This window comes from Burkholderia pyrrocinia (assembly GCF_003330765.1).
Classification (GTDB): Bacteria; Pseudomonadota; Gammaproteobacteria; order Burkholderiales; family Burkholderiaceae; genus Burkholderia; species Burkholderia pyrrocinia_B.
The window spans coordinates 2341948-2362322 of record NZ_CP024903.1; the positions used below are offsets into that span (position 1 = coordinate 2341948).

Sequence of the window (20375 nt, forward strand, 5' to 3'; positions counted from 1 at the left end):
GAAACTCAATTGGGGCAAGTGAATCACATTGATTGCTGGGATTCGTCTTATCTTCAAATTGGCCTTGAATCGAAGGAGGATAAACATCATGGCGCTCACCGACTCGATCGAACACAAGCTGGACCGCGGTCTGTCCGAAATCCGTCGCACCGGCCGGCGCGTGGGACGCACGACGCGCTCGGCCGCCCGTGACCTGCATGCCGACGTGACCGACGATCTGCGCGGGCTGGTCGACGAACTGGAAGACCTGCTGAAAAACGATGGCGACGGCGATATCGCCGCGCTGCGCAAGCGCGTGCAATCCAGACTCGATGAAGCACGCAGCGCGCTCGACTACGCGTCGGGCAGCGCGGCCGCCCGGCTGCGCGATTCGGCCGAACGCGTGTCGCAGGCCGTGCACGACAACCCGTGGCAAACCGCCGGCGTCGTCGCGGGCCTCGCGTTCGTTGCGGGCCTGCTCCTTGCCCGCCGTTGAACGGGGCTGCCCGCACCGCTGCCCGCACCGTCCGTCCTCAATCAGACAACGAAGGAGAACCGCCATGCAGAAGTCCCTCGCCATGAAAGCCGCCGCCGCCGTCATGCTCGGCAGCCTCGCGCTCGCCGGCTGCACCACCACGCCCGACAAACCCGAAAACGCGTCGACCAGCGCGTCGAAGCGCCAGTCGATCGACGCCAGCGTCAACGCGACGCTGTCGCGCCTCTATTCGACCGTGCCGGGTTCGCGTGAACTCGTCGCGAAATCGCGCGGCGTGCTCGTGTTCCCGAACGTGCTGCAGGCCGGCTTCATCGTCGGCGGCCAGTCCGGCAACGGCTCGCTGCGCGTCGGCGGCAGCACGGTCGGCTACTACAACACGTCGTCGCTGTCGGTCGGCCTGCAGGCCGGCGCGCAGTCGAAGGCGATCGTGTTCCTGTTCATGACGCAGGATGCGCTCGACTCGTTCCGCAAGTCCGAAGGCTGGGCAGCCGGCGCCGACGCATCGGTCGCGGTCGTGAAGGTCGGCGCGAACGGCGCGGTCGACACCACCACGGCCACCGCGCCGGTCGAGGTGCTGGTCCTGACCAACGCGGGCCTGATGGGCGACCTGTCGGTGAACGGCACCAAGGTCACGAAGCTCCATATCTGACGATGCGGCGCGCGGCCTTCGCCGTGCCCGCCTCCCGGCAGCGCCGCGGCCCCGGCCGCGGCGTTTTCGCATGTGTCGCACGCAGCGGCTATGATGGCGGCACCTTTGCGGGCATACTCCGGATGCGCCGCCCGGCGGATGGCCGCCCCGCAGCGCGTTTCACCGCGAACCCGCAACGTTCGCGAACCGATCGCGGCCGGAGCAACCAAATTCAGTCAAACCAAGCATCAATCTGCGCGAATGCCACCCATGGATAGCGGACACCACGATCACCAAAAATTCTTCTATTTCCTGCTGTTCGCGGTCACCGTCGGCATGTGCGGGATTCTCGCGCCGTTCTCCGGCGCCGTGTTCTGGGGCACCATTCTCGCGATCCTGTTCCAGCCCGTGCAGCGCTGGCTCGCCGCGCGCTTCGGCAAGCGGCGCAACCTGGCCGCGCTCGTGACGATGTCGCTGATCATCCTGATCGTGATCCTGCCGCTCGTGTTCGTCGCCGCAACGCTCGTGCAGGAAATCGCGTACGTGTACCAGGAAATCAAGACCGCGCAGCCGAACTATTCGCAATACTTCCAGGACATCATCCACGCGCTGCCGTCGTCGATCCAGCACCTGCTGCAGAAATACGGGCTGACCAACATCCCCGGCATCCAGAAGAAGCTGACCGACGGCGCCGCGCAGATCAGCCAGTTCGCGGCGACCCAGGCGCTCAGCATCGGCCAGAACACGTTCCAGTTCGTCGTGAGCTTCGGCGTGATGCTGTACATGGTGTTCTTCCTGCTGCGCGACGGCGGCGAGATCGGCCGCCGCGTGCGCCGCGCGCTGCCGCTCGACGAAGAACACAAGATCCTGCTGCTGGCGAAATTCACGACGGTCGTGCGTGCGACCGTGAAAGGCAACATCGCAGTCGCGCTCGTGCAGGGCGCGCTCGGCGGCCTGATCTTCTGGATCCTCGGCATCCAGGGCGTCGTGCTGTGGGGCGCGCTGATGGCGTTCCTGTCGCTGCTGCCCGCGATCGGCGCGAGCCTCGTGTGGATACCGGCCGCGCTCTACTTCCTGGCGACCGGCGAGATCTGGAAATGCGTGATCCTCGTCGCGTTCTGCGTCGGCGTGATCGGCCTCGTCGACAACCTGCTGCGCCCGATCCTCGTCGGCAAGGACACGAAGATGCCCGACTGGGTCGTGCTGATCTCGACGCTCGGCGGGATGGCGCTGTTCGGCATCAACGGCTTCGTGATCGGGCCGCTCGTCGCCGCGCTGTTCATGGCGAGCTGGGACATCTACGCACGCGCCGAACAGGCCGAATGACGCGGCGCGCGGCCACGTGCCATGCGTCCGACGGCCGGTGATCGGCACACCTGCCGAAACCCTCGGTCACGGATGACGAATGCGGATCACGACGGGCGCCGCGGCGCCCGTCGCGTCATCCGCCGCAACGGTCATCACGCCGCCATACGGGCCCACGCGATAAGCGCGGCCCGACACCAGCGGCACGCTTCGATCGTCGTGCGCATCGCGCCACGTTGCGCGCACGCCCGCACCGGCCGCCGGCGCGAACGGCGTACCGTCGGGCCCGACCAGCGCCACATGCGCACCCGGCAAACGCCGGCCATGCGCATCGAACCGGAGCGTCGCCGCCGCCCCGCTGCCCGTGGCCTCCCATCCTTCGACAACCGCGCCTGACGGTGCGTCGAACGTCACGTCGTAGAGATCGACGAGCGCGCCGGTGAACCGCACGATGCCGTCCGTCGCAGCCTGCCCGGCCGCCATCGCATTCGACATCGCGAACGCAACGCCCAGCCCGATCGCCATCATCCGCACCGCGTCGGCGCGCCACACCGTTCGATTGCGCATCGCTGCCGATGCCGATGCCACCCGCTTCGCGTCGTTCTGCATGTTCCCTCTCCTCTGCCGCGTGACCAGAAAAAAAGGCGGCGTGACGCGTCGGTCACGCCGCCTGTCTGCTGGCAATCACTTTAGGGAGAGAGGCCGGGACAATATATGGGACAAGTCCTAAATTGAGGCCCGGTTGATCGAACTCACCGCATTCGACCACCCCTCGCGGCCACCTGCGGCCGGCATCGCAAACCGGTCACGCGTCCGGATCGACGCGCAGCACGAGCTTGCCGCGATGGTCGCCGTCGAACAGGCGATTCAGCACGTCGGGCGCATTTTCGAGGCCGTCGGCCACGGTCTCGTCGGCCTTGAGGCGGCCGTCGCGCAGCCAGCCCGCGAGCGTCTGCACGGCTTCGCGGCTCTTGCGGTAGTCGAGGATCAGGAAGCCGCGCATCGTGAGCCGCTTCGAGATCAGCACGCCGACGTCGTCGGCCGCGCGTCCGCTGTTGTAGTTCGAGATCACGCCGCACAGCGCGACGCGCCCGCCGATCACCATCCGCGACAACACCGCGCGCATCACCTCGCCGCCGACGTTCTCGAAGTTCACGTGCACGCCGTCCGGCGTCGCCGCCTTCAGTTGCTGACGGAAATCGTCGGCCTTGTAGTCGACGGCCGCATCGAAGCCGAGCGTCTCGGTCAGGTAGCGGCACTTGTCCGCCCCGCCCGCGATCCCGACCACGCGTGCGCCCTGGATCTTGCCGATCTGCCCGGCGATCGAGCCGACCGATCCGGCCGCCGCCGACACGACGAGCGTTTCGCCGGGCTGCACCGGCGCGATGTCGGTCAGCCCGTAGTACGCGGTCAGCCCGCTCATGCCGCACGCGCCGAGCAGCGTCGGCAGCGGCAGGCCCGACTGCGCGGGCAGCTTCACGATCTGCGCGGCCTGGTCGGCCGGCACGACCGCGTAATCCTGCCAGCCGACAAGCCCCTGCACGAGATCGCCTTCCGCGAAACCCGCATGGCGCGACGCGACCACACGCCCGATGCCGAGCGCGCGCATCACCTCGCCGATCGCGACGGGCGGCAGGTACTGCGGCACATCGCTCATCCACACGCGGTTGGTCGGGTCCATCGACAGGTACAGCACGCGCACGAGCACCTCGCCGTCCGCGAGCGCCGGCACCGGCGCCTCGACGAGCGAAAAATGTTCGCGGCCGACCCGCCCTTCCGGGCGCGTCTTCAACAGCAACTGGCGGTTCACGGGTGTCGACACAATGCTCTCCTCCGGTAGTTGTTATGCAGGGTGTGCGTCAGACCGCGCACATGCCGCCGTCGATCACGAGTTCGGCGGCCGTCACGAAGCGGCTCTCGTCGGACGCGAGATACACGGCCGCATGCGCGACGTCGTCCGGCTCGCCGAGCCGGCGCAGCGGAATGCCGCGCGCGAGCTTGCGCGTCGCGTCGCGTTCGCCGAGCGTCTGGAACAGCGGCTCGACGATCCCCGTGCGGATGAACGCCGGGTGAATCGAGTTGCAGCGCACGTCGAGCTCGCGGCGCGCGCAGTCGATCGCGACCGACTTCGTCAGCGACGCGACCGCCGCCTTCGACGCGTTGTACGCGGTGAAATCCGGCTCGACCTTGAACGCGGCCACCGACGAAATGTTGATGATCGAGGCGGGACGGCTCGCCCCCAGGTACGACAGCGCATGCTTGCAGCCGAGCACGATGCTTTCGACGTTGATCGCCATCACGCGCCGCCATTCGTCGAGCTCGATTTGCGCGGGCGAGCCGATCGAGCCGACGCCCGCGTTGTTGACGAGCACCGACAGCCCGCCCATCGCATCGTTCGCCTGCGCGAGCAGCGCCTGCCAGCGCGCTTCGTCGCGCACGTCCTGCGTCGCGGCGAACGCGACCGGCGTCGCGTGGCCCGCGTTGAGTTCCTGCGCGAAGGCGTCGAGCACCGCCGTTTCGGCGATGTCGGTGACGAACACGCGCGCACCCTGTTCGACCATCCGGCGCGCGATCGCGCGGCCGAGGCCGCCCGCGGCGCCCGTGATGTATGCGCACTTGCCGGCGAGGCGCGAAGAAACGGCTGTCATGTGAACGGCTCCTGTCGTGAATCGTCGTCGCGGAACGCTGCTGCGACGGGTTGTCCGTGCCTATCCCGGCCGACGCATGCCGGTTGGCGGCGCCTCGACGTGACGGGATGCCGGACGGTTTCCGCGAGTATATCGAGATGAACGTGACGCGCGCCGGGCAGCCGGCCCGGTTGAACGACAGCCAGCGTACGCGAATGCCGCCAATCGATGAAATGAATATTCGTTATGCCCGGTCATAGATTTCGTTCATGACCTTCGCGTACCTGCACCAATGCGCAAACCAGCGCGGCCGATCCCGTGGGCAGGCAGGTTCGTTGACTTGGGGGAATGACGGGCGTTGCGTTCCGAGGCGGGCAGGAAGCGATCGGGAAGAAGAATCGGGCAGCCGCCGGGCGATCGCCGGCGGCGACACAGGGCGCGGGAGCGCCGCCATGAACAATCGTCAGAATCCGTCGCCCGACGGTGCGCGCACGAACGCGCAGAGTTGCGGCGAATGCGTGTCGATCATCTGCTGGAACGGCGCACGGTGGCCGTACGCGATGCCCGACACGAGCAACAGGCAGACCGCCGCGACGCGTGGCGAGAACGCGCGCTGCCGCGCGCCGTCGTAGCCGCGCAGGAACACCAGCGCGACCAGTGCGCCGAGCATCCAGCCGACGACGACTTCCGGCATGGTGTGCGAGTGATCGAATACGCGCGCAACCGCCGTGACCGCCCCGACGGCCAGCCCGGCCACGATGCCGGGCGCCTTCCCCGGCCGGAACGCCTGCCACAGCATCGACAGCGCGACCGTCCACACGGACGTCGACAGCATCGTATGGCCGCTGATCACGCGGAAATCGAATTGCGGGATCTCGATGCCGCACCCGGCATACAGGATCTTCGTTGCGCCGACCAGGCCCATGCCGGCGGCGAGCAGCACGCCCCAACGGACGGCGAGGCGCCAGTCGGTCAGCGCGAGCCACGCCGCGCAGGTCACCGCGATCGGCAAGGTCAGCGCGGCATCGCCGATGTTGCTGATTTCACTCCACATGACGCACTTCAAAAGGGGGCTGAAAGGCCGCAGTTTACCGCACGCCCGCGACGCCTCTGTTTCAGCCTGTTTCAGGCTGTATCAGCCCGCGACACCGGTAATCAGCAGCAGGTTCGTGCCGGTGATGACGACGAACAGCGCCCACGCGGCAACCTGCATCCCGCGGCCGATCGTGTGCTCGCCCATCGTGTTGCGATCGCTGACCGACCGGATCAGCGGCCACATCGCGAACGGTAGTTGCAGGCTCAACAGCACCTGGCTCCAGACGAGCAACTGCCCGACCGACCCGTCGCCGAGCCACAGCACACCGATCAGCGCCGGCACGAGCGCGAGCCCGCGCGTGATCAGCCGGCGCTGGTAGCACGGGATCTTCGTATGCAGGAAGCCGTCCATGATCACCTGGCCGGCGATCGTGCCGGTCAGCGTCGAGCTTTGCCCCGACGCGAGCAGCGCGATGCCGAACAGCAGCGCGGCCGCGCCGCCGGCGATCGGCGTGATCAGCTTGTAGGCCTGCTCGATGTCGGTCACGTTGTGCTGGCCCGTCGCATGGAACGCCGCGCCCGCGACGACCAGGATCGCCGCATTGACGAGCATCGCGACGAACAGCGACACGCAGGTATCGATGCGCACGAGTGCGAGCGTGTCGCGGACCAGGCCGCGCGCGCCGCCGACGACATGCCGCGTCTGCACGACCGACGAATGCAGATACAGGTTGTGCGGCATGATCGTCGCACCGACGATGCCGAGCGCGAGCACGATCGCGTCCTTGCGGTCGTGGCCCGGATCGCCGGGCACGAGCCCGCCGACCACCGCGTGCCAGTCGGGCGGCGTGATCGCGACCTGCGCGACGAAGCAGAACGCCATCGTCGCGATCAGCCCGAGCACGATCGCCTCGATCTGCCGGACCCCCTTGCCCTGCAGGCCGAGCACGATCACCGTGTCGAGCGCGGTCAGCACGATCCCCCACGCGAGCGGCACGCCGAGCAGCAGCTTGAACGCGAGCGCGCAGCCGAGGACTTCCGCGATGTCGCACGCGATGATCGACACTTCGGCGGTCACCCATTGCACGATGCGGCCGAACCGGCCGTAGCGGTCGTAGCTGGCCTGCGCGAGATCCTTGCCCGCGACGAGGCCGAGCCGCGCCGCGAGCATCTGCAGGAAGATCGCCGCGAGGCTCGAGAACGCAACGACCCACAGCAGCGAATAGCCGAACTGCGAGCCGGCCTGGATATCGGTCGCCCAGTTGCCGGGATCCATGTAGCCGATCGCGACGAGCAGGCCGGGGCCGAAGAAACGCTTGAGCTTCTGCCAGCGCGGCGCGCCGGCGTCGATCGTGATGCTGCCCTTTACTTCCGACGGGCAGAAAGGGGCGGTAGCGGTAGTGGGGAGGAAGGGCATGGAAACCGGGGATCGAGATCGCGACAGGACGATTTTACGGGTATCCGCCCCGTTTTCTCCCGCGCGTCGGCGCACGCGCCGCAAACTGCCCCATCGCCATCGCAAAACGCGGATGCGGGCCCGTCGTCCGCATCGGGCGACGCGACGCCGCGGGTGAGGATCTTTTCCCGCTCGGCGACGCGAAATTCGGTCGGCGACATCAGCAGGCGCTGGCGAAACAGCTTCGCGAGCCGCTCGCCGCTGCCGAACCCCGTGCGGCGCGCGACCTTGTCGGCCGGCAGCGTCGTATGGATCAGCATGTGGCATGCGCGCTCGAGCCGCACGTGCTGGACGAACTCGGTCGGCGTCACGCCGATCTCCTTCTTGAAGCGCCGCAGGAAATTGCGCTCGCTCATCGCGGCGGCCTGCGCGGCGTTCGCGATCGAGATGCGGTTCACGCTCTGCGCGCGCAGCCGCTGCGCCGACATCCGGATCGACGGGCTCGCGCTCAGTTCGCGAAACGCCCACATCGATTGCGCATAGCGTTGCTCGAACGGCCGCAGCATGTTGCTGGCGATCTCCTGCGCGGCGCTGTCACCGAGATCGTCGCGGAACATGTCGAGCGCGGCGGCAAACACGTCGGTCTCGCCGGCCTGCAGTTCGACCGTCGTGGCGGCACGGCGCCCGGCCCTGCCGGGCCGCACGCCGATTGTCGCCGACGGCCGCTGCGCGGCCGCGAGCGCGGGCAGGTTCATCGCGTCGACGATCCAGCGCGCATGATGGCGAATGTCGGTCAGGCGCCGCTGCAATGCGTCGTCCCAGTTGACGGCCGCGCGGTCGCCGTGAAGATGAAAGAACGCGAGCGCACGGCGGCCGTGCTCGTCGCCGAACGGATCGGCCGCGATTCTCACGCCGGACGACGACTGCAACAGTCCCCCGCTTTCGGATACGTACTTCAACTGGTAATCCGCACTGAACGCATGCAGGCGATTCGCCAGATTGAAGGCCTCGCCGAGACGCGCGGCCTGGGCCAAGGAAAACCCCGTACTCAAATAGATAACGACCCACCTCTGATCTGCTGCATTCACTGGCCAAGCCCCCGACTCGTTTCGACTTCTTCTAATACCGTCGAACTGTCAGGCTTATATTTGGTTTGAATGCGTGCGACAGGACGGCTATCCCGAAATATGAAGCGACGGCATCTTAGCCGAACGGGTAGCGCCTTTGGCGCGAAATGGCCGACGTGGACAGCATGATGGCGGATTACTACAGGCTGTCACGAGCCGCGGGTATGCCGGCACGGAATCGTGCGCTCGATGCAGCCGATTGTTGCGGCCGTCATGCATCGCGGCGCGTGCGTTTTGTTGCGCCGCGCATCGGACCAAGCCGTGGTCGCATATCGGTTCGAACGGCATCGACATGCACCGAACGCCATCGATCGCCGCGCACGACAACCCGCGCATCCGTTGCCTGCGCATCCTTTAGAATCGATCCATCCTTCACCACGCCGTCCGCGCTCCGTGCCCGCCGATCACCGCCTCGACCTGAACCTGTTTCGCGTGCTCGACGCCGTCTACGTGCACGGCGGCATCGGCGCGGCCGCCCGCGCGCTGCATCTCACGCAGCCGGCCGTCACGCATGCGCTCAACCGGCTGCGCGCGCATTTCGACGATCCGCTGTTCGTGCGCCAGGGCAACCGCGTCGTGCCGACCGAACGCACGCGTTCGATCATCGCGGACGTGCAGTTGCACCTGAAGGGCCTGCAAGGCACCGCGCGCGACCCGTCGGCATTCGATCCCGCAACGCTCGATTTGAGCATCGCGGTGGGCATTCGCGACGTGCTCGAATCGATCGCGCTGCCAAGGATCGTCGCCGCGTTCGCCGACGAAGCGCCGGGCCTGCGGCTCGTGAGCCGCCGCATCGCGGTGCCCGACATCGAGCGCGAGCTCGCATCGGGCAATCTCGATCTTGTCGTCGATCGTCGCGTGCCGACGGGCCCGCGCATCGCCACCGAACACCTGCTCGACGATTCGCTCGTCATCGCGCTGCGCCGCGATCATCCGCTGGCGCGCGACCCGCTGCGGCGCGGCGACTATTTCGCGGCGCAGCATATCGCGGTGTCGTCGTTCGGCGAACCGCAATCGCTCGACGTGCTGCTCGGCAACGACGGACGCATCCGCGATATCCGGCTCACCTGCCAGCACTATTTCGCCGCGTGCCAGATCGCCGCGACCGGCGACCTGCTGGTCACGCTGCCGCACACCTATGCGCTGCGGATGGCCGCGATGCTGCCGATCGTCGTGCGGCCGCTGCCGTTGCGGCTCAAGCCGTTCCCGCTCCTCGCGTACTGGCACGAATCGCGCGACGCCGATCGCGCGCACCAGTGGGTGCGCGAACGCATCGCCGCGCTCGTGCGCAGCAGCGCCGGCGTCGCCGACGCGTAGCCGCGCGGCGCACGCCGGTGCGATCGGGACGGTATGCTGACGGCTTCACGCCGCCACGCGGCGCACGCTTCCTTCTTCCCGCTTACCGGAGACTTGCCATGTCGCTCATCCATGCCGCCGCCGTCCTCGACGCCGAGGCGCCCGACTACGTCGTCCAGCTGCAGGCCGGCACGCACGCGCTGACCGGCGACGAAGCGCCACGCGAAGGCGGCCAGGATCGCGGGCCGGCGCCGTACGAGTTCGTGCTTGCCGGTCTCGCACAATGCACGGCCGCGACGCTGCGTATGTACATGCAGCGCAAGTCGTGGCCGGCCGCGCGCATCGACGTGCGCACCGAGCTGCATGCGGATCGCGAAGGCGCGCAATACGTGCGCCGCGTCGTGACGCTCGACGGCCCGCTCGACGACGCGCAACGCCAGCGCCTCGCGGAGATCTGCGAGAAGACGCCGGTGACGCAGTTCATCAAGCGCGGCACGCGAATCGAAACGACGTTGAAATGACGAGAGCGGCGAGCGCGCATAAAATCGCCGCCTGAAAAGCAGAACGGGCGGGCCGCGCATGATGCGCGGCCCGCCCGTCCATCGAACCAGCCCGGCGCTTACAGTCCGAGCGCGGACAGGTCCAGCTTGCCGTCCTTCATCGGCGGGCACCAGAAATACGCGCCCGTCAGCGGCCGCGTGAAGCGGAACAGGCCGTCGACGATCCCGTCGTCCGCGCCGCTCATCCGGCGCATCTGCACGTCGAACGCGCGGAACGAGCAGCCGAACGCGACGAAATAGAGGCCCGCGCGGCGCGCGTCCGACCACGGCGACGAACGGCGCAGCATGAACGCCTCGGGCTCGAAGCTTTCCTGCGCGGTGCGCTTCACGTGCGCGAACTCGGGCGCATCGTCGAGCTCTTCGTTGTCCGAGCGGCGGCGCCCGATGATGTTGTCCATGTCGCCCGACGGAATGCGCTCCATCTGGTCGAAGTCGTGCAGCCATTGCTGGACCGCGACGAAGCTCGAACCGTCGAGCCCCGCGCCCTGCCCCGTCACGATCGCCGCGTCGACCGCGTCGCCGCCGGTCGGGTTCTCGGTGCCGTCCTCGTAGCCGGACAGGTCGCGATCGTTCGAATAGCGGAAGCCGTCGACGGCGTCCTGCAGCGCGAACGCCGGCGCCAGCGCGCGCTCGATCGCGCGCGCGCGCAGCACGATCTCGCCGCGGTCGTCGGCGCGCAGCCAGACCCACACGTCGGCCGGCGTCGCCGGCAGCGTGCGGTCCTTCACCGCGAACGCCGGGTAATCGGTCAGGCCCGGAACCGGGTGCCCGAGGTGCGCCGCCAGTGCATGTCCGAAACCGACGACCGTGTCGCGCCCGTCGACGATCTCGCGCAGCGCGGCCAGCGCCGCCGCTACATTGCCGTCATTCGAAATCGTGAAAGTGAGGTATCGGGCCGCCGTGTCGATCGGAGCCAGAATGCCTTGCTGAACGTCGCTCATCGTTTCCTCAGGAATGGTTCGGGGTGAATCTGTGAGGGCCGCGCCGGGACGCGCGCGCCGTCGCGTGCCGCGGACGCCGAAGTGTAATCGACGCGCTCGCCGGCCCACGCGCCGCCGCTTTGCGGAACGCCCGCGAAAGAAGGGCCGAAACCCTGAATACTAACCGTATCGACGCTGCAACGCCGCATTCGTCAGACGTTGCAGCGCGCCGGACACTGCTGATAGAATCTTTACACGTCTTTTCGGCGTCCTTTCAACCGTTCACTTCAGGGGAGGTGCAGATGTTCCGAATGCCAGCCACCTTCCCGAACGTGGTCCCACGGCGCTGCTGATCCAGCCCGCCGTCCGCGCAGGCTCCCGAGTTTTCCGCTAACCCGTCAGCCGCGCTTTTCCCGACAGCCCGTGTCGTTCCGCCCGCGTTTTCCGCGCGGCGCCGGCTGTTGCGTTTTCGTCGTTCTCCGAACCGGAAAGTCCCGTCGCGCGATGCGCCGGGCAACGATACATGACCCAAAAAACCTCCCGTCCGGGCGGCCACGCATTCCAGGCCGTCTTCGGCTTCACCTTCCGCTACTGGCGCAAGCAGCCGGCCCGCATCGCCACGGTCGCAGCCTTCGCGCTGCTCGCCGCGCTCGCCGACGTGCTCACGCCGCTGTTCGCCGGCCGCCTCGTCGATGCGCTGTCGACCGGCCTGACCGACCGCGCCGCCGCGTGGCATTCGGCCATCGTCGCATTCGGCACGCTCGCCGCGCTCGGCATCGGCGCGACGGTGCTGCGGCAAGGCGTCTACCTGAACATCATCACGCTCACGCTGAAGATGATGAGCGAGATCGCCGCCGCGTCGTTCCATCGCGTGCAGCGCTTCTCGACCGACTGGCACGCGAACAGCTTCGCGGGCTCGACCGTGCGCAAGATCACGCGCGGGATCTGGGCGCTCGACCTGCTGAACGACACCGTGCTGATCGCGCTGCTGCCGTCGGTCACGATGCTGGTCGGCGCAACCGCGCTGCTCGGCTCGCACTGGCCCGTGATGGGGCTCGTCGTCGGCGCGGGCTCGCTGCTGTACATCGCGGTGACGGTCGCCGTATCGCTCGGCATCGTCGCGCCGGCCGCACGGCTCGGCAACCTGTGGGATACGCGCATGGGCGGCGCGCTCGCCGATGCCGTGAGCTGCAACGCGGTCGTCAAGGCGTTCGGCGCGGAAACGCGCGAGGAAGCGCGGCTCGCGCGCGTGATCGGCAAGTGGCGGCAGCGCACGCGTCGCACGTGGGTGCGCGGCACGTTCAACGGCGGGCTGCAGGGCGCGATGCTCGTCGCGATGCAAGCCGCGATGATCGGCGTCGCGCTGCGGCTGTGGGCGAACGACGAGGCAAGCGTCGGCGACATCGCGTTCGCGCTGACGATGTTCTTCATGCTGCAGGGTTACCTGCGCGACGTCGGCATGCACATCCGCAACCTGCAGCGCTCGGTGAACGACATGGAAGAACTCGTCGCGCTCGAACGCCAGCCGCTCGGCATCGACGACCATCCCGACGCGCCGGCCATCCGGATCGGGCAAGGCGAGATCCGCTTCGAGCACGTGACGTTCCGCTACGGCAACCATCCGGTGCCGCTGTACGACGACTTCTCGATGCGTATCGCGCCCGGCGAGCGTGTGGGCCTGGTCGGCCACTCGGGGTCGGGCAAGACGACGTTCATCAAGCTGATCCAGCGCCTGTACGACGTGTCGGGTGGCCGCATCACGATCGACGGCCAGGACATCGCACGCGTGCAGCAGGAGTCGCTGCGCAGCCAGATCGCGATCGTCCAGCAGGAGCCCGTGCTGTTCCACCGCACGCTCGCGGAAAACATCGCGTATGCGCGCCCCGACGCGAGCCGCGCGGACATCGAGCGCGCCGCGCGTCTCGCCAGCGCGCACGACTTCATCGTCGCGCTGCCGGACGGCTATGACACGCTCGTCGGCGAACGCGGGATCAAGCTGTCGGGCGGCGAGCGCCAGCGTGTCGCAATTGCGCGCGCGTTCCTCGCCGATGCGCCGATCCTGATCCTCGACGAAGCGACGTCGAGCCTCGACAGCGAAAGCGAGCTGCTGATCCAGCAGGCGATGGAGCGGCTGATGGTCGGCCGCACGACGCTCGTGGTCGCGCACCGGCTGTCGACCGTGCGCGCGCTCGATCGGCTGCTCGTGCTCGATCGCGGCAAGGTGATCGAGGAAGGCAGCCACGACGCACTGATCCGCATCGACGGCGGCATCTACCGCCGGCTGTTCGAGCGGCAGGCGCTGGAGCTCGCGAAGGGGCTCGCCGATTCGCCGCGGCGCACCGCGGACGATGACGCCGGGCCGCTCGGCGAGCCGGCCGAGGCATGACGCCAACGCGTTGCGATGCGGCCCCGCGGTGCGGTCACGACCGCCGGGCCGCATCGACAATCGGGTTCGGATCGTGGCCGTGCCGGGTGCACGGCCTTTTTTTGCTTCCGTGCATCGCGCCGGCCACCCTGAAGTCGCGCGCCGCGGCGTCGCCTCTGCCGGGATCACTTATCATGTCGGCCAGGAAATTAGCGACGAGGGATCGACCATGTTTACAGGAATTGTCCAGGGTGTTGGCGTCATCAAGACCATCAAGGATCACGGGGAGCTGAGAACCTTCAGCGTCGAATTCCCCGAGCGCTTTACCGACGACATCGAGATCGGCGCCAGCGTCTCGGTCGACGGCGTATGTCTGACGGTGACGACCATCCATTCGCCGGAGCTGATCGACTTCGACGTGATGTTGCCGAGCCTGAAGATCACCACGCTGGCCGACCTGGCGACAGGCGCGCGGATCAACGTGGAGCGGGCCGCGAAGGACGGCGCGGAAATCGGCGGGCATCCGCTGTCCGGCCATGTCGACTTCCCGGGGACCATCCTGCACATCGCGTCGTCCGAACACAACCGGATGATTCGCATCGGCGTGCCTGCCGATTTCAAACGATATGTGTTCGCGAAGGGCTATATCGCGATCAACGGCTGCAGCCTCACCGTTTCGGACGTCAATCGCGACGAAGGCTGGTTTGAAATCTGGCTGATTCCGGAAACGCGACGCGCAACCACCTTCGATGCAAAGGGCGTCAACGACAAGGTCAACATCGAGATCGAGCGCAGCACCCAGGTCGTCGTGGATACGATCCGGGAAGCGGTCAAGGAAACGCTCGGCGAATTGACCGGCGTCGTCACGACGTTGCTGGCGGAAAAGGGCATCGATATCGAGGAACTGCTGGCCCGCAACGTCGCGCGACTGCCGAAGAAGTAACGGATGCCGGCATGCCAGGTGATCCGCTGGATCACCGAGTATCGGCTCCCGTCGGAAAACACCTCGACCCACGGTTCCGATTCCTCAAGCGTCCAGAGTACGAGATCGAGGCCGATCAGTTCGTCCCCGTCGTCGTCGGGCCAGCGCATGCCATCCGCCCGCGCCCGCCTCAATCCGCTTCAGCCTGCGCGCCCTTCCCCACCGCCACGCGCTGCGCGCGATAAATCCCCGCGTGCCCCGAAAACAGATACGCGACGACACACGCGACGATCGCATACACGCCGATATCCGCGCCGAACAGTTCGATCGCCATGATCGTCGATGCGATCGGCGTGTTGGCCGCGCCCGCGAATACCGCGACGAAGCCGAGCCCCGCGAGAACCGGCACCGGTAGCGCCAGCACCTGGCCGAGCGCGTTGCCAAGCGTCGCGCCAATGTAGAACAGCGGCGTCACTTCGCCGCCCTTGAACCCCGACGCGAGCGTGACGACGGTGAACGCGAACTTGCCCGCGAAATCGTAGAGCGGCAGCGGGCCGTGAAACGCAGCCTCGATCGTCGGGATGCCGAGGCCGAGATACTGCGGCACGTTCAGCACGGTGGCTGCCACGGCGACCAGCACGCCGCCGAGCATCGGCTGCAGCGGCGCATAGCGGACGACCCGGCGGAACCACGCGGTCAGCGCATGCGTCGCATACGCGAACAGTCGCCCGACGACGCCGAACGCGATGCCCGCGACGACCGTCACGGCCAGCCCCGTCGCCGACACGGCCGGCACGAACGGAATCGCATAGGCCGTGTGATGCACGCCCCACGCGCGGCACACGACGTCCGCGACGATCGCCGACGCGACGCAGGTCAGCAGCGCGTCGTAGCGCACGCGCCCGATCGCGAGCACCTCGAGCCCGAACACGGCGCCCGCGAGCGGCGTGCCGAACACCGACGCGAACCCGGCCGCGATGCCGCCCATCAGCAGCACGCGCCGATACTCGCGATCGAGGCGGAACACCTGCGTGACGCGATCGGCGAGCGCGCCGCCCATCTGGACGGCCGTCCCCTCGCGGCCGGCCGAGCCGCCGAACAGGTGCGTGACGACAGTCGCGACGAGCACGAGCGGCGCCATCCGCTTCGGCACGAGCGCCTTCGGGTCGTGAATCTCGTCGATCAGCAGGTTGTTGCCGCGCGCGACCGGCTGGCCGAAACGATGGTAGATCCACCCGGTCGCGAAACCGGCGGCCGGCAGCCCCCACAGCAGCCACGGATGCGCCACGCGCGTGCCGGTCGCCCAGTCGAGTGCGATCAGGAACAGCGCGGAAGCCGTGCCGGCCAGCGCGCCGAGCAGGGCCGAGAGCGCGAGCCAGCGGCATACGTAGCGCACGGTCGCGAGAAGATCGGCAGAAGTCGTGAAAAACATGATTTCCAGATTCGACGGAACATCAAAACCTGGGCGGCAGAATACCGCATGGACGGCCTGCGACCTCCTGACAACCCAGGAACACGCAGGCATCATCAGCCGGGCAAACCGGCGGTTGAGGGCCGCGCCGCGCGCAACGCGCCGGGAACGACCGCAGGGAGGCATGCCATCTCCGCAGGCCGCAATTGTACGCGACGCCGCGCATCGCACACCATGCGGACGCCGGCGCGCCGTCAGTCCCGCAGCGGGCGCGTGATGCGCGAGATCAGCTGGGGCGCAATCCGCTCGAGCGGCAGGATCGCCGACGCCGCGCCGATCGCCGCGGCCGCCTTCGGCATCCCGTAGACGGCGCTGGTCGCCTCGTCCTGCGCGATCGTGTAGCAGCCCTTCGCGCGCATCGCCTGCAGGCCGAGCGCGCCATCGCGCCCCATTCCCGTCAGCAGCACGCCGAACGCGTCGCCCTGCCAGCCGTCGGCGACGCTGTTGAAGAACACGTCGATCGATGGCCGGTACGGCGTCTCGACCGGATGCCGCGTATAGCCGAGCACGCCGCGCGGCGACAGGGCCAGGTGATCGTTGGTCGCCGCGAGCAGCACCTCGCCTGCCTGCGGCACGCTGCCCTGCCGCGCGACGCGCACTGGCAGCCGCGTGTAGCCGTCGAGCCATTCCGCCATCCCGACCGCGAACGCCTGGTCGACATGCTGGACGATCACGATCGCGGCCGGAAAATCGGCCGGCAGCGCGCGCAGCAGCGCGGTGAGCGCGGTCGGCCCGCCCGCCGACGCACCGATCGCGACGAGCGTCGGCTGGCCGCGATCGGGCGCCGGCCCCGGCGGCACGAGCGTCACGGTGCGGCTCTCGAGCAGCCGGCCGATCTGGTCGATCTTCGCGAGCAGTTGCTGCGGCGAATGATCCGTCGGCAGCCCGAGCGCGAGCGTCGGCGTGTCGACCGCGTCGAGCGCGCCGGCGCCCATCGCCTCGTAGACCGACGACGTGTTCGCGCTGACGCTGACCGTCACGATCAGGATCGCGCACGGCGCACGCGCCATGATCTGCCGCGTCGCCGCCACGCCGTCGACCTTCGGCATCACGAGATCCATCAGCACGAGGTCGGGCGGATGGGCGATGCAGAAATCCACCGCCTCGTCGCCGTCGGTCGCGACCCACAGCACGCGGTGGTCGGTGCGCAGCGCGATCACGCGGCGCAGCGCCTCGACGGCCAGCGGCAGGTCGTTGACGATGCCGATGTTCATCCGTGCGCGCCCCCGATCAGGTCGTGCACGGCATCGAGCAACGCCTCGTCGTGGAAGCTGCTCTTCGCGAGGTAGTAGTCGGCGCCGGCATCGAGCCCGCGGCGGCGATCCTCGTCGCGATCCTTGTACGACACGATCATCACCGGCAAGCGCTTGAGCATCGGATCGTTCTTGATCAGCGTGACGAGTTCGATGCCGTCCATGCGCGGCATGTCGACGTCGGTGACGACGAGGTCGAACGCGTCGCTGCGCACTGCGTTCCAGCCTTCCATCCCGTCGACCGCGACCGTCACGTCGTAGCCGCGCTTTTCCAGCAGCTTGCGTTCGAGCTCGCGCACCGTCAGCGAATCGTCGACGACGAGCACGCGGCGGCGCCGGTCGGCGAGCGCGAGCTGCGGGTCGCGCGTGAGTCGCGCGAGCTGCCCGCCGCGCACGAGCTTGTCGACCGAGCGGATCAGGTCCTCGACGTCGACGATCAGCACGGGATCGCCGTTCTCGAGCAGCGCGCCGGCTGCGATGTTCTGGATCTTGTTCAGGCGGCTGTCGAGCGGCTGCACGACGAGCATCCGCTCGCCGAGGAAGCGGTCGACCGCGACGCCATACAGCTCGGGCTCGGCGCCGACGACCACGACCGCGGTGCTCGCGCGCGCGACGTCGGGCTCGCCCGCATCGAGCAACTGGTGCGCGGCGACGAGGCCCGCGCGCCGTCCGTCGAACGGAAAATGCGGCTGCCCTTCGAGCACGTCGATATCGTCGTGCGCGAGCTCGAGCGTGCGGCGCACATGCGCGAGCGGGAACGCATACGCCTCGCCGCCGACCTCGACGAGCAGGCTGCGGATCACCGACAGCGTGAGCGGCAACTGCAGCACGAAGCGCATGCCGGCGCCCGGCTCGTTGAAGATCCGCACCGCGCCGCGCACGCCGCGCACCATCTCCTGCACCGCGTCGAGGCCGACGCCGCGACCCGACACGTCGGTCACCGCCTCGCGCATCGAGAAGCCCGGCAGCAGCAGGAATTCGAGCAGCTCGGGATCGGACAGCCGCGCGGCCGTCTCGTCGTCGGTCAGGCGCTGGCGCACGACGGCCGCGCGCAGCGCGTCCATGTCGACGCCCGGCCCGTCGTCGATCACGCTGACGAGCAGCGAGCCGGCGCTGTGGCGCGCCTCCAGCGTCACGCTCGCCTCGGCATGCTTGCCGCGCGCGCGCCGCGCGTCGGGCGATTCGACGCCGTGGTCGAGCGCGTTGCGCAGCAGGTGGCCGAGCGGCGCGTCGAGCAGGTCGAGGATGTCGCGGTCGACCTGCGTGCCCTCGCCGACGATCGAGAAGCGCACCTGCTTGCCGAGCGAGCGCGCGAGATCGCGGACGATGCGCGGATACGCGCGCGTCGCGTCGCCGAACGGCCGCATCCGGCATTGCAGCGCCTCGTCGTATAACTGCTCCGCGATATGCGTGCTGCGCCGCTCGAAGCGGTCGAACTCGTCCATGCGCTCGGCAAGCGAACGCTGCAGGTCGTTGAGCATGTGCCGCACTTCGTTCATCGACGCGAGCATGCCCGCGTCGAGATCGTCGGCGAATTGTTCGTACATCAAATCGAGCGAACGGGCCGCGTCGCGCTGTGCGCGCTTCACGCGCAGCATCGATTCGGCGAACGGCTTGAGCCAGCGCGATTCGACGAGCGATTCGCCGGACAGGCTCAGCAGGCGGTTCAGCGTATCGGCGCGCACGCGGCGCATCGCGCCGGCGCCGGCCACGCGGCCGGCCTGGGCCGGATCGGGCACCGTGCCCGACACGGCGAGCGGCGGCACCGTGGCGCTGGCCCCGACGGGCTCGTTCGCGGCGCCGTCGCGCTCGCGATAAGGCACGACCGGCGGCGGCACGACGGCCGGCGCCTGCATCGTCCGCGCACCGTCGGCGCCCGTCAGCGCCGCCGCGAACACGTCGATCTCGGTCGGCGTCACGGGCGGCCCCTGCGGATCGCCGACGCGCACCAGCAGATCGACGCCGGCGAGCAGCACGTCGACGTGCGTGGCCGTCAGCGCGATCGTGCCGGCCTGCGCGGCGACGAAGCATTCTTCCATCCGCCCCGCGATGTCGACGCCGAGCGGCACGCCGACGATGCGCGCGGCGCCCTTCAGCGAATGCGCGGCGCGCATGCACGCTTCGAGCGCGACGGAATCGGGCTCGCCCGATTCGAGCGCGAGCAGCCGCTCGGACAGCGCCTGAGTCTGCGTGCGCGTCTCCTCGCGATACAGCTCGAGCAGCGACAGGTGGCTCAGATCGTCATCGCCGCTCATCGCATGCTCCGTGTCACGGCGTCGAACAGGCGATCGTCGTCGAGCAGGCCCACCGACTTGCCGCGCCACGACAGCACGCCGCGTGACAGGCCGGCGCTCGCGCGCCCGACCGTCGCCGGCACGGGCACCCAGTCGGAAGCACCGAAGCGCAGCACGCCTTCGACTTCGTCGACCGGAAACACGACCGGGTCGCCCTGATGCGCGGCGACCAGCAGCCGCGTGAAACGGCCGTCGCCGCCACCGTTGCCGCCCTTGCCTGCATCGAGGCCGAGCAGCGCGCCGATCGAGATCGCGATGCGCAGCGTGCCGCGGATGTTGACCACGCCGCGCACGGCCGAATTGCGGCGATGCGGCAGCGAATGGATCGGGCGCGTGCCGGCGATCTCGCGCAGCACGCCGATCGGCAGCGCGAGCCATTCGTCGGCCACGCGGAACGCCAGCGCCGCCTGGTGCGTATCGCCGTCGTCGTCGCGCCCGTGCGTCGCGCCGAACGCGCTGATCCGGCGCGTGGCGTCGGCCATCTCGGCGTCGCCGAGCGGACGCTCGAGCAGCTTCGCCGCGTGAGACGCGTAGACCGGGCAGTTCAGGCAGCGCAGGCAGTCGGCCAGCCGCTCGCACGAGCGGTCGCCGTGCGTGCCGATCCGGTTCCAGCAATCGTCGACGTCGATCGTCGTGTCGTCAGTGGCAGCGGCGTCGCGGTTCATTCGTTCCTCTGGTCATCGCGGTGTCGGTCCCCAACC

Annotated in this window: 18 protein-coding genes and 1 riboswitch; of the genes, 7 read left to right on the top strand and 11 right to left on the bottom strand. The window is 68.5% G+C overall.

The window, feature by feature from the left end:
* Positions 1-88: 88 nt before the first annotated feature.
* The 3 genes from CUJ89_RS28210 (at position 89) to CUJ89_RS28220 (ending at position 2429) form a co-directional block, all read left to right on the top strand.
* Positions 89-475, top strand: coding sequence for a DUF883 family protein (locus tag CUJ89_RS28210; RefSeq protein ID WP_114180583.1), 387 nt, complete (start codon positions 89-91; stop codon positions 473-475).
* 64 nt (positions 476-539) lie between these two features.
* Positions 540-1124 carry a YSC84-related protein gene (locus CUJ89_RS28215; protein ID WP_114180584.1) on the top strand — a complete coding sequence of 195 codons (585 nt, stop codon included), beginning with the start codon at positions 540-542 and terminating at the stop codon, positions 1122-1124.
* A gap of 249 nt (positions 1125-1373) precedes the next feature.
* On the top strand, positions 1374-2429 hold the full coding sequence (locus tag CUJ89_RS28220; RefSeq protein WP_114180585.1) for an AI-2E family transporter: 1056 nt from the start codon (positions 1374-1376) through the stop codon (positions 2427-2429).
* 66 nt (positions 2430-2495) lie between these two features.
* Here CUJ89_RS28220 and CUJ89_RS28225 read toward each other — a convergent pair whose 3' ends face one another.
* From CUJ89_RS28225 to CUJ89_RS28250, 6 genes are all read right to left on the bottom strand, one after another.
* On the bottom strand, positions 2496-3017 hold the full coding sequence (locus CUJ89_RS28225) for a thioesterase (RefSeq protein WP_114180586.1): 522 nt from the start codon (positions 3015-3017) through the stop codon (positions 2496-2498).
* A 196-nt stretch (positions 3018-3213) separates the two neighbouring features.
* The gene (locus tag CUJ89_RS28230; protein WP_114180587.1) at positions 3214-4230 is read right to left on the bottom strand and encodes an NADP-dependent oxidoreductase; all 1017 of its coding nucleotides are present in this window, start codon (positions 4228-4230) and stop codon (positions 3214-3216) included.
* A 37-nt stretch (positions 4231-4267) separates the two neighbouring features.
* A complete protein-coding gene (locus CUJ89_RS28235; protein ID WP_114180588.1) occupies positions 4268-5056 on the bottom strand; it encodes an SDR family oxidoreductase in 789 nt (262 codons plus the stop codon).
* A 442-nt stretch (positions 5057-5498) separates the two neighbouring features.
* Positions 5499-6089: a phosphatase PAP2 family protein gene (locus CUJ89_RS28240; protein ID WP_114180589.1), complete on the bottom strand. Its 591-nt coding sequence runs from the start codon at positions 6087-6089 to the stop codon at positions 5499-5501.
* 81 nt (positions 6090-6170) lie between these two features.
* Entirely contained in the window at positions 6171-7487 is a 1317-nt protein-coding gene (locus CUJ89_RS28245) for an Nramp family divalent metal transporter (RefSeq protein WP_114180590.1), read from the bottom strand.
* Positions 7436-8500, bottom strand: a complete 1065-nt coding sequence (locus CUJ89_RS28250; RefSeq protein ID WP_114180591.1) for a helix-turn-helix domain-containing protein — start codon at positions 8498-8500, stop codon at positions 7436-7438. Before CUJ89_RS28250 ends, CUJ89_RS28245 begins: the two co-directional genes overlap by 52 nt.
* Before the next feature lie 486 nt (positions 8501-8986).
* Here CUJ89_RS28250 and CUJ89_RS28255 point away from each other — a divergent pair, with 486 nt between their 5' ends.
* Both CUJ89_RS28255 and CUJ89_RS28260 read left to right on the top strand, forming a co-directional pair.
* Positions 8987-9910 carry a LysR family transcriptional regulator gene (locus tag CUJ89_RS28255; protein WP_114180592.1) on the top strand — a complete coding sequence of 308 codons (924 nt, stop codon included), beginning with the start codon at positions 8987-8989 and terminating at the stop codon, positions 9908-9910.
* Positions 9911-10008: 98 nt separating this feature from the next.
* The gene (locus tag CUJ89_RS28260) at positions 10009-10410 is read left to right on the top strand and encodes an OsmC family protein (protein WP_114180593.1); all 402 of its coding nucleotides are present in this window, start codon (positions 10009-10011) and stop codon (positions 10408-10410) included.
* Between the two features lie 98 nt (positions 10411-10508).
* Here CUJ89_RS28260 and CUJ89_RS28265 read toward each other — a convergent pair whose 3' ends face one another.
* On the bottom strand, positions 10509-11390 hold the full coding sequence (locus CUJ89_RS28265; RefSeq protein ID WP_114180594.1) for a Dyp-type peroxidase: 882 nt from the start codon (positions 11388-11390) through the stop codon (positions 10509-10511).
* A gap of 502 nt (positions 11391-11892) precedes the next feature.
* Between CUJ89_RS28265 and CUJ89_RS28275 the strand changes: the two genes are divergently transcribed.
* Positions 11893-13755 (top strand): ABC transporter ATP-binding protein, encoded by a 1863-nt coding sequence (locus tag CUJ89_RS28275; RefSeq protein ID WP_114180595.1) that lies wholly within the window; start codon positions 11893-11895, stop codon positions 13753-13755.
* A 208-nt stretch (positions 13756-13963) separates the two neighbouring features.
* Complete coding sequence (locus CUJ89_RS28280; protein ID WP_114180596.1) at positions 13964-14677, top strand: riboflavin synthase subunit alpha; 714 nt, start codon at positions 13964-13966, stop codon at positions 14675-14677.
* Positions 14678-14846: 169 nt separating this feature from the next.
* Here CUJ89_RS28280 and CUJ89_RS28285 read toward each other — a convergent pair whose 3' ends face one another.
* The 4 genes from CUJ89_RS28285 to CUJ89_RS28300 all read right to left on the bottom strand — a co-directional run bounded on the left by CUJ89_RS28285 (position 14847) and on the right by CUJ89_RS28300 (position 20339).
* Positions 14847-16088 carry a voltage-gated chloride channel family protein gene (locus CUJ89_RS28285; protein WP_114180597.1) on the bottom strand — a complete coding sequence of 414 codons (1242 nt, stop codon included), beginning with the start codon at positions 16086-16088 and terminating at the stop codon, positions 14847-14849.
* A gap of 79 nt (positions 16089-16167) precedes the next feature.
* Positions 16168-16271, bottom strand: a riboswitch (Fluoride riboswitch).
* A gap of 50 nt (positions 16272-16321) precedes the next feature.
* Positions 16322-17341 carry a chemotaxis response regulator protein-glutamate methylesterase gene (locus tag CUJ89_RS28290; RefSeq protein WP_114180598.1) on the bottom strand — a complete coding sequence of 340 codons (1020 nt, stop codon included), beginning with the start codon at positions 17339-17341 and terminating at the stop codon, positions 16322-16324.
* Entirely contained in the window at positions 17338-19635 is a 2298-nt protein-coding gene (locus CUJ89_RS28295) for a hybrid sensor histidine kinase/response regulator (protein ID WP_114180599.1), read from the bottom strand. The genes CUJ89_RS28290 and CUJ89_RS28295 overlap by 4 nt, the downstream gene beginning before the upstream one ends.
* Positions 19632-20339: a chemotaxis protein CheW gene (locus tag CUJ89_RS28300; RefSeq protein ID WP_114180600.1), complete on the bottom strand. Its 708-nt coding sequence runs from the start codon at positions 20337-20339 to the stop codon at positions 19632-19634. The genes CUJ89_RS28295 and CUJ89_RS28300 overlap by 4 nt, the downstream gene beginning before the upstream one ends.
* Positions 20340-20375: the final 36 nt, after the last annotated feature.

Coding starts and splice junctions, on each gene's coding strand:
- CUJ89_RS28265 (WP_114180594.1), bottom strand. CDS start 11,390: ATGAGCGACGTTCAGCAAGGCATTCTGGCTCCGATCGACACGGCGGCC.
- CUJ89_RS28210 (WP_114180583.1), top strand. CDS start 89: ATGGCGCTCACCGACTCGATCGAACACAAGCTGGACCGCGGTCTGTCC.
- CUJ89_RS28215 (WP_114180584.1), top strand. CDS start 540: ATGCAGAAGTCCCTCGCCATGAAAGCCGCCGCCGCCGTCATGCTCGGC.
- CUJ89_RS28285 (WP_114180597.1), bottom strand. CDS start 16,088: ATGTTTTTCACGACTTCTGCCGATCTTCTCGCGACCGTGCGCTACGTA.
- CUJ89_RS28290 (WP_114180598.1), bottom strand. CDS start 17,341: ATGAACATCGGCATCGTCAACGACCTGCCGCTGGCCGTCGAGGCGCTG.
- CUJ89_RS28245 (WP_114180590.1), bottom strand. CDS start 7,487: ATGCCCTTCCTCCCCACTACCGCTACCGCCCCTTTCTGCCCGTCGGAA.
- CUJ89_RS28295 (WP_114180599.1), bottom strand. CDS start 19,635: ATGAGCGGCGATGACGATCTGAGCCACCTGTCGCTGCTCGAGCTGTAT.
- CUJ89_RS28300 (WP_114180600.1), bottom strand. CDS start 20,339: ATGAACCGCGACGCCGCTGCCACTGACGACACGACGATCGACGTCGAC.
- CUJ89_RS28240 (WP_114180589.1), bottom strand. CDS start 6,089: ATGTGGAGTGAAATCAGCAACATCGGCGATGCCGCGCTGACCTTGCCG.
- CUJ89_RS28260 (WP_114180593.1), top strand. CDS start 10,009: ATGTCGCTCATCCATGCCGCCGCCGTCCTCGACGCCGAGGCGCCCGAC.
- CUJ89_RS28275 (WP_114180595.1), top strand. CDS start 11,893: ATGACCCAAAAAACCTCCCGTCCGGGCGGCCACGCATTCCAGGCCGTC.
- CUJ89_RS28225 (WP_114180586.1), bottom strand. CDS start 3,017: ATGCAGAACGACGCGAAGCGGGTGGCATCGGCATCGGCAGCGATGCGC.
- CUJ89_RS28235 (WP_114180588.1), bottom strand. CDS start 5,056: ATGACAGCCGTTTCTTCGCGCCTCGCCGGCAAGTGCGCATACATCACG.
- CUJ89_RS28220 (WP_114180585.1), top strand. CDS start 1,374: ATGGATAGCGGACACCACGATCACCAAAAATTCTTCTATTTCCTGCTG.
- CUJ89_RS28280 (WP_114180596.1), top strand. CDS start 13,964: ATGTTTACAGGAATTGTCCAGGGTGTTGGCGTCATCAAGACCATCAAG.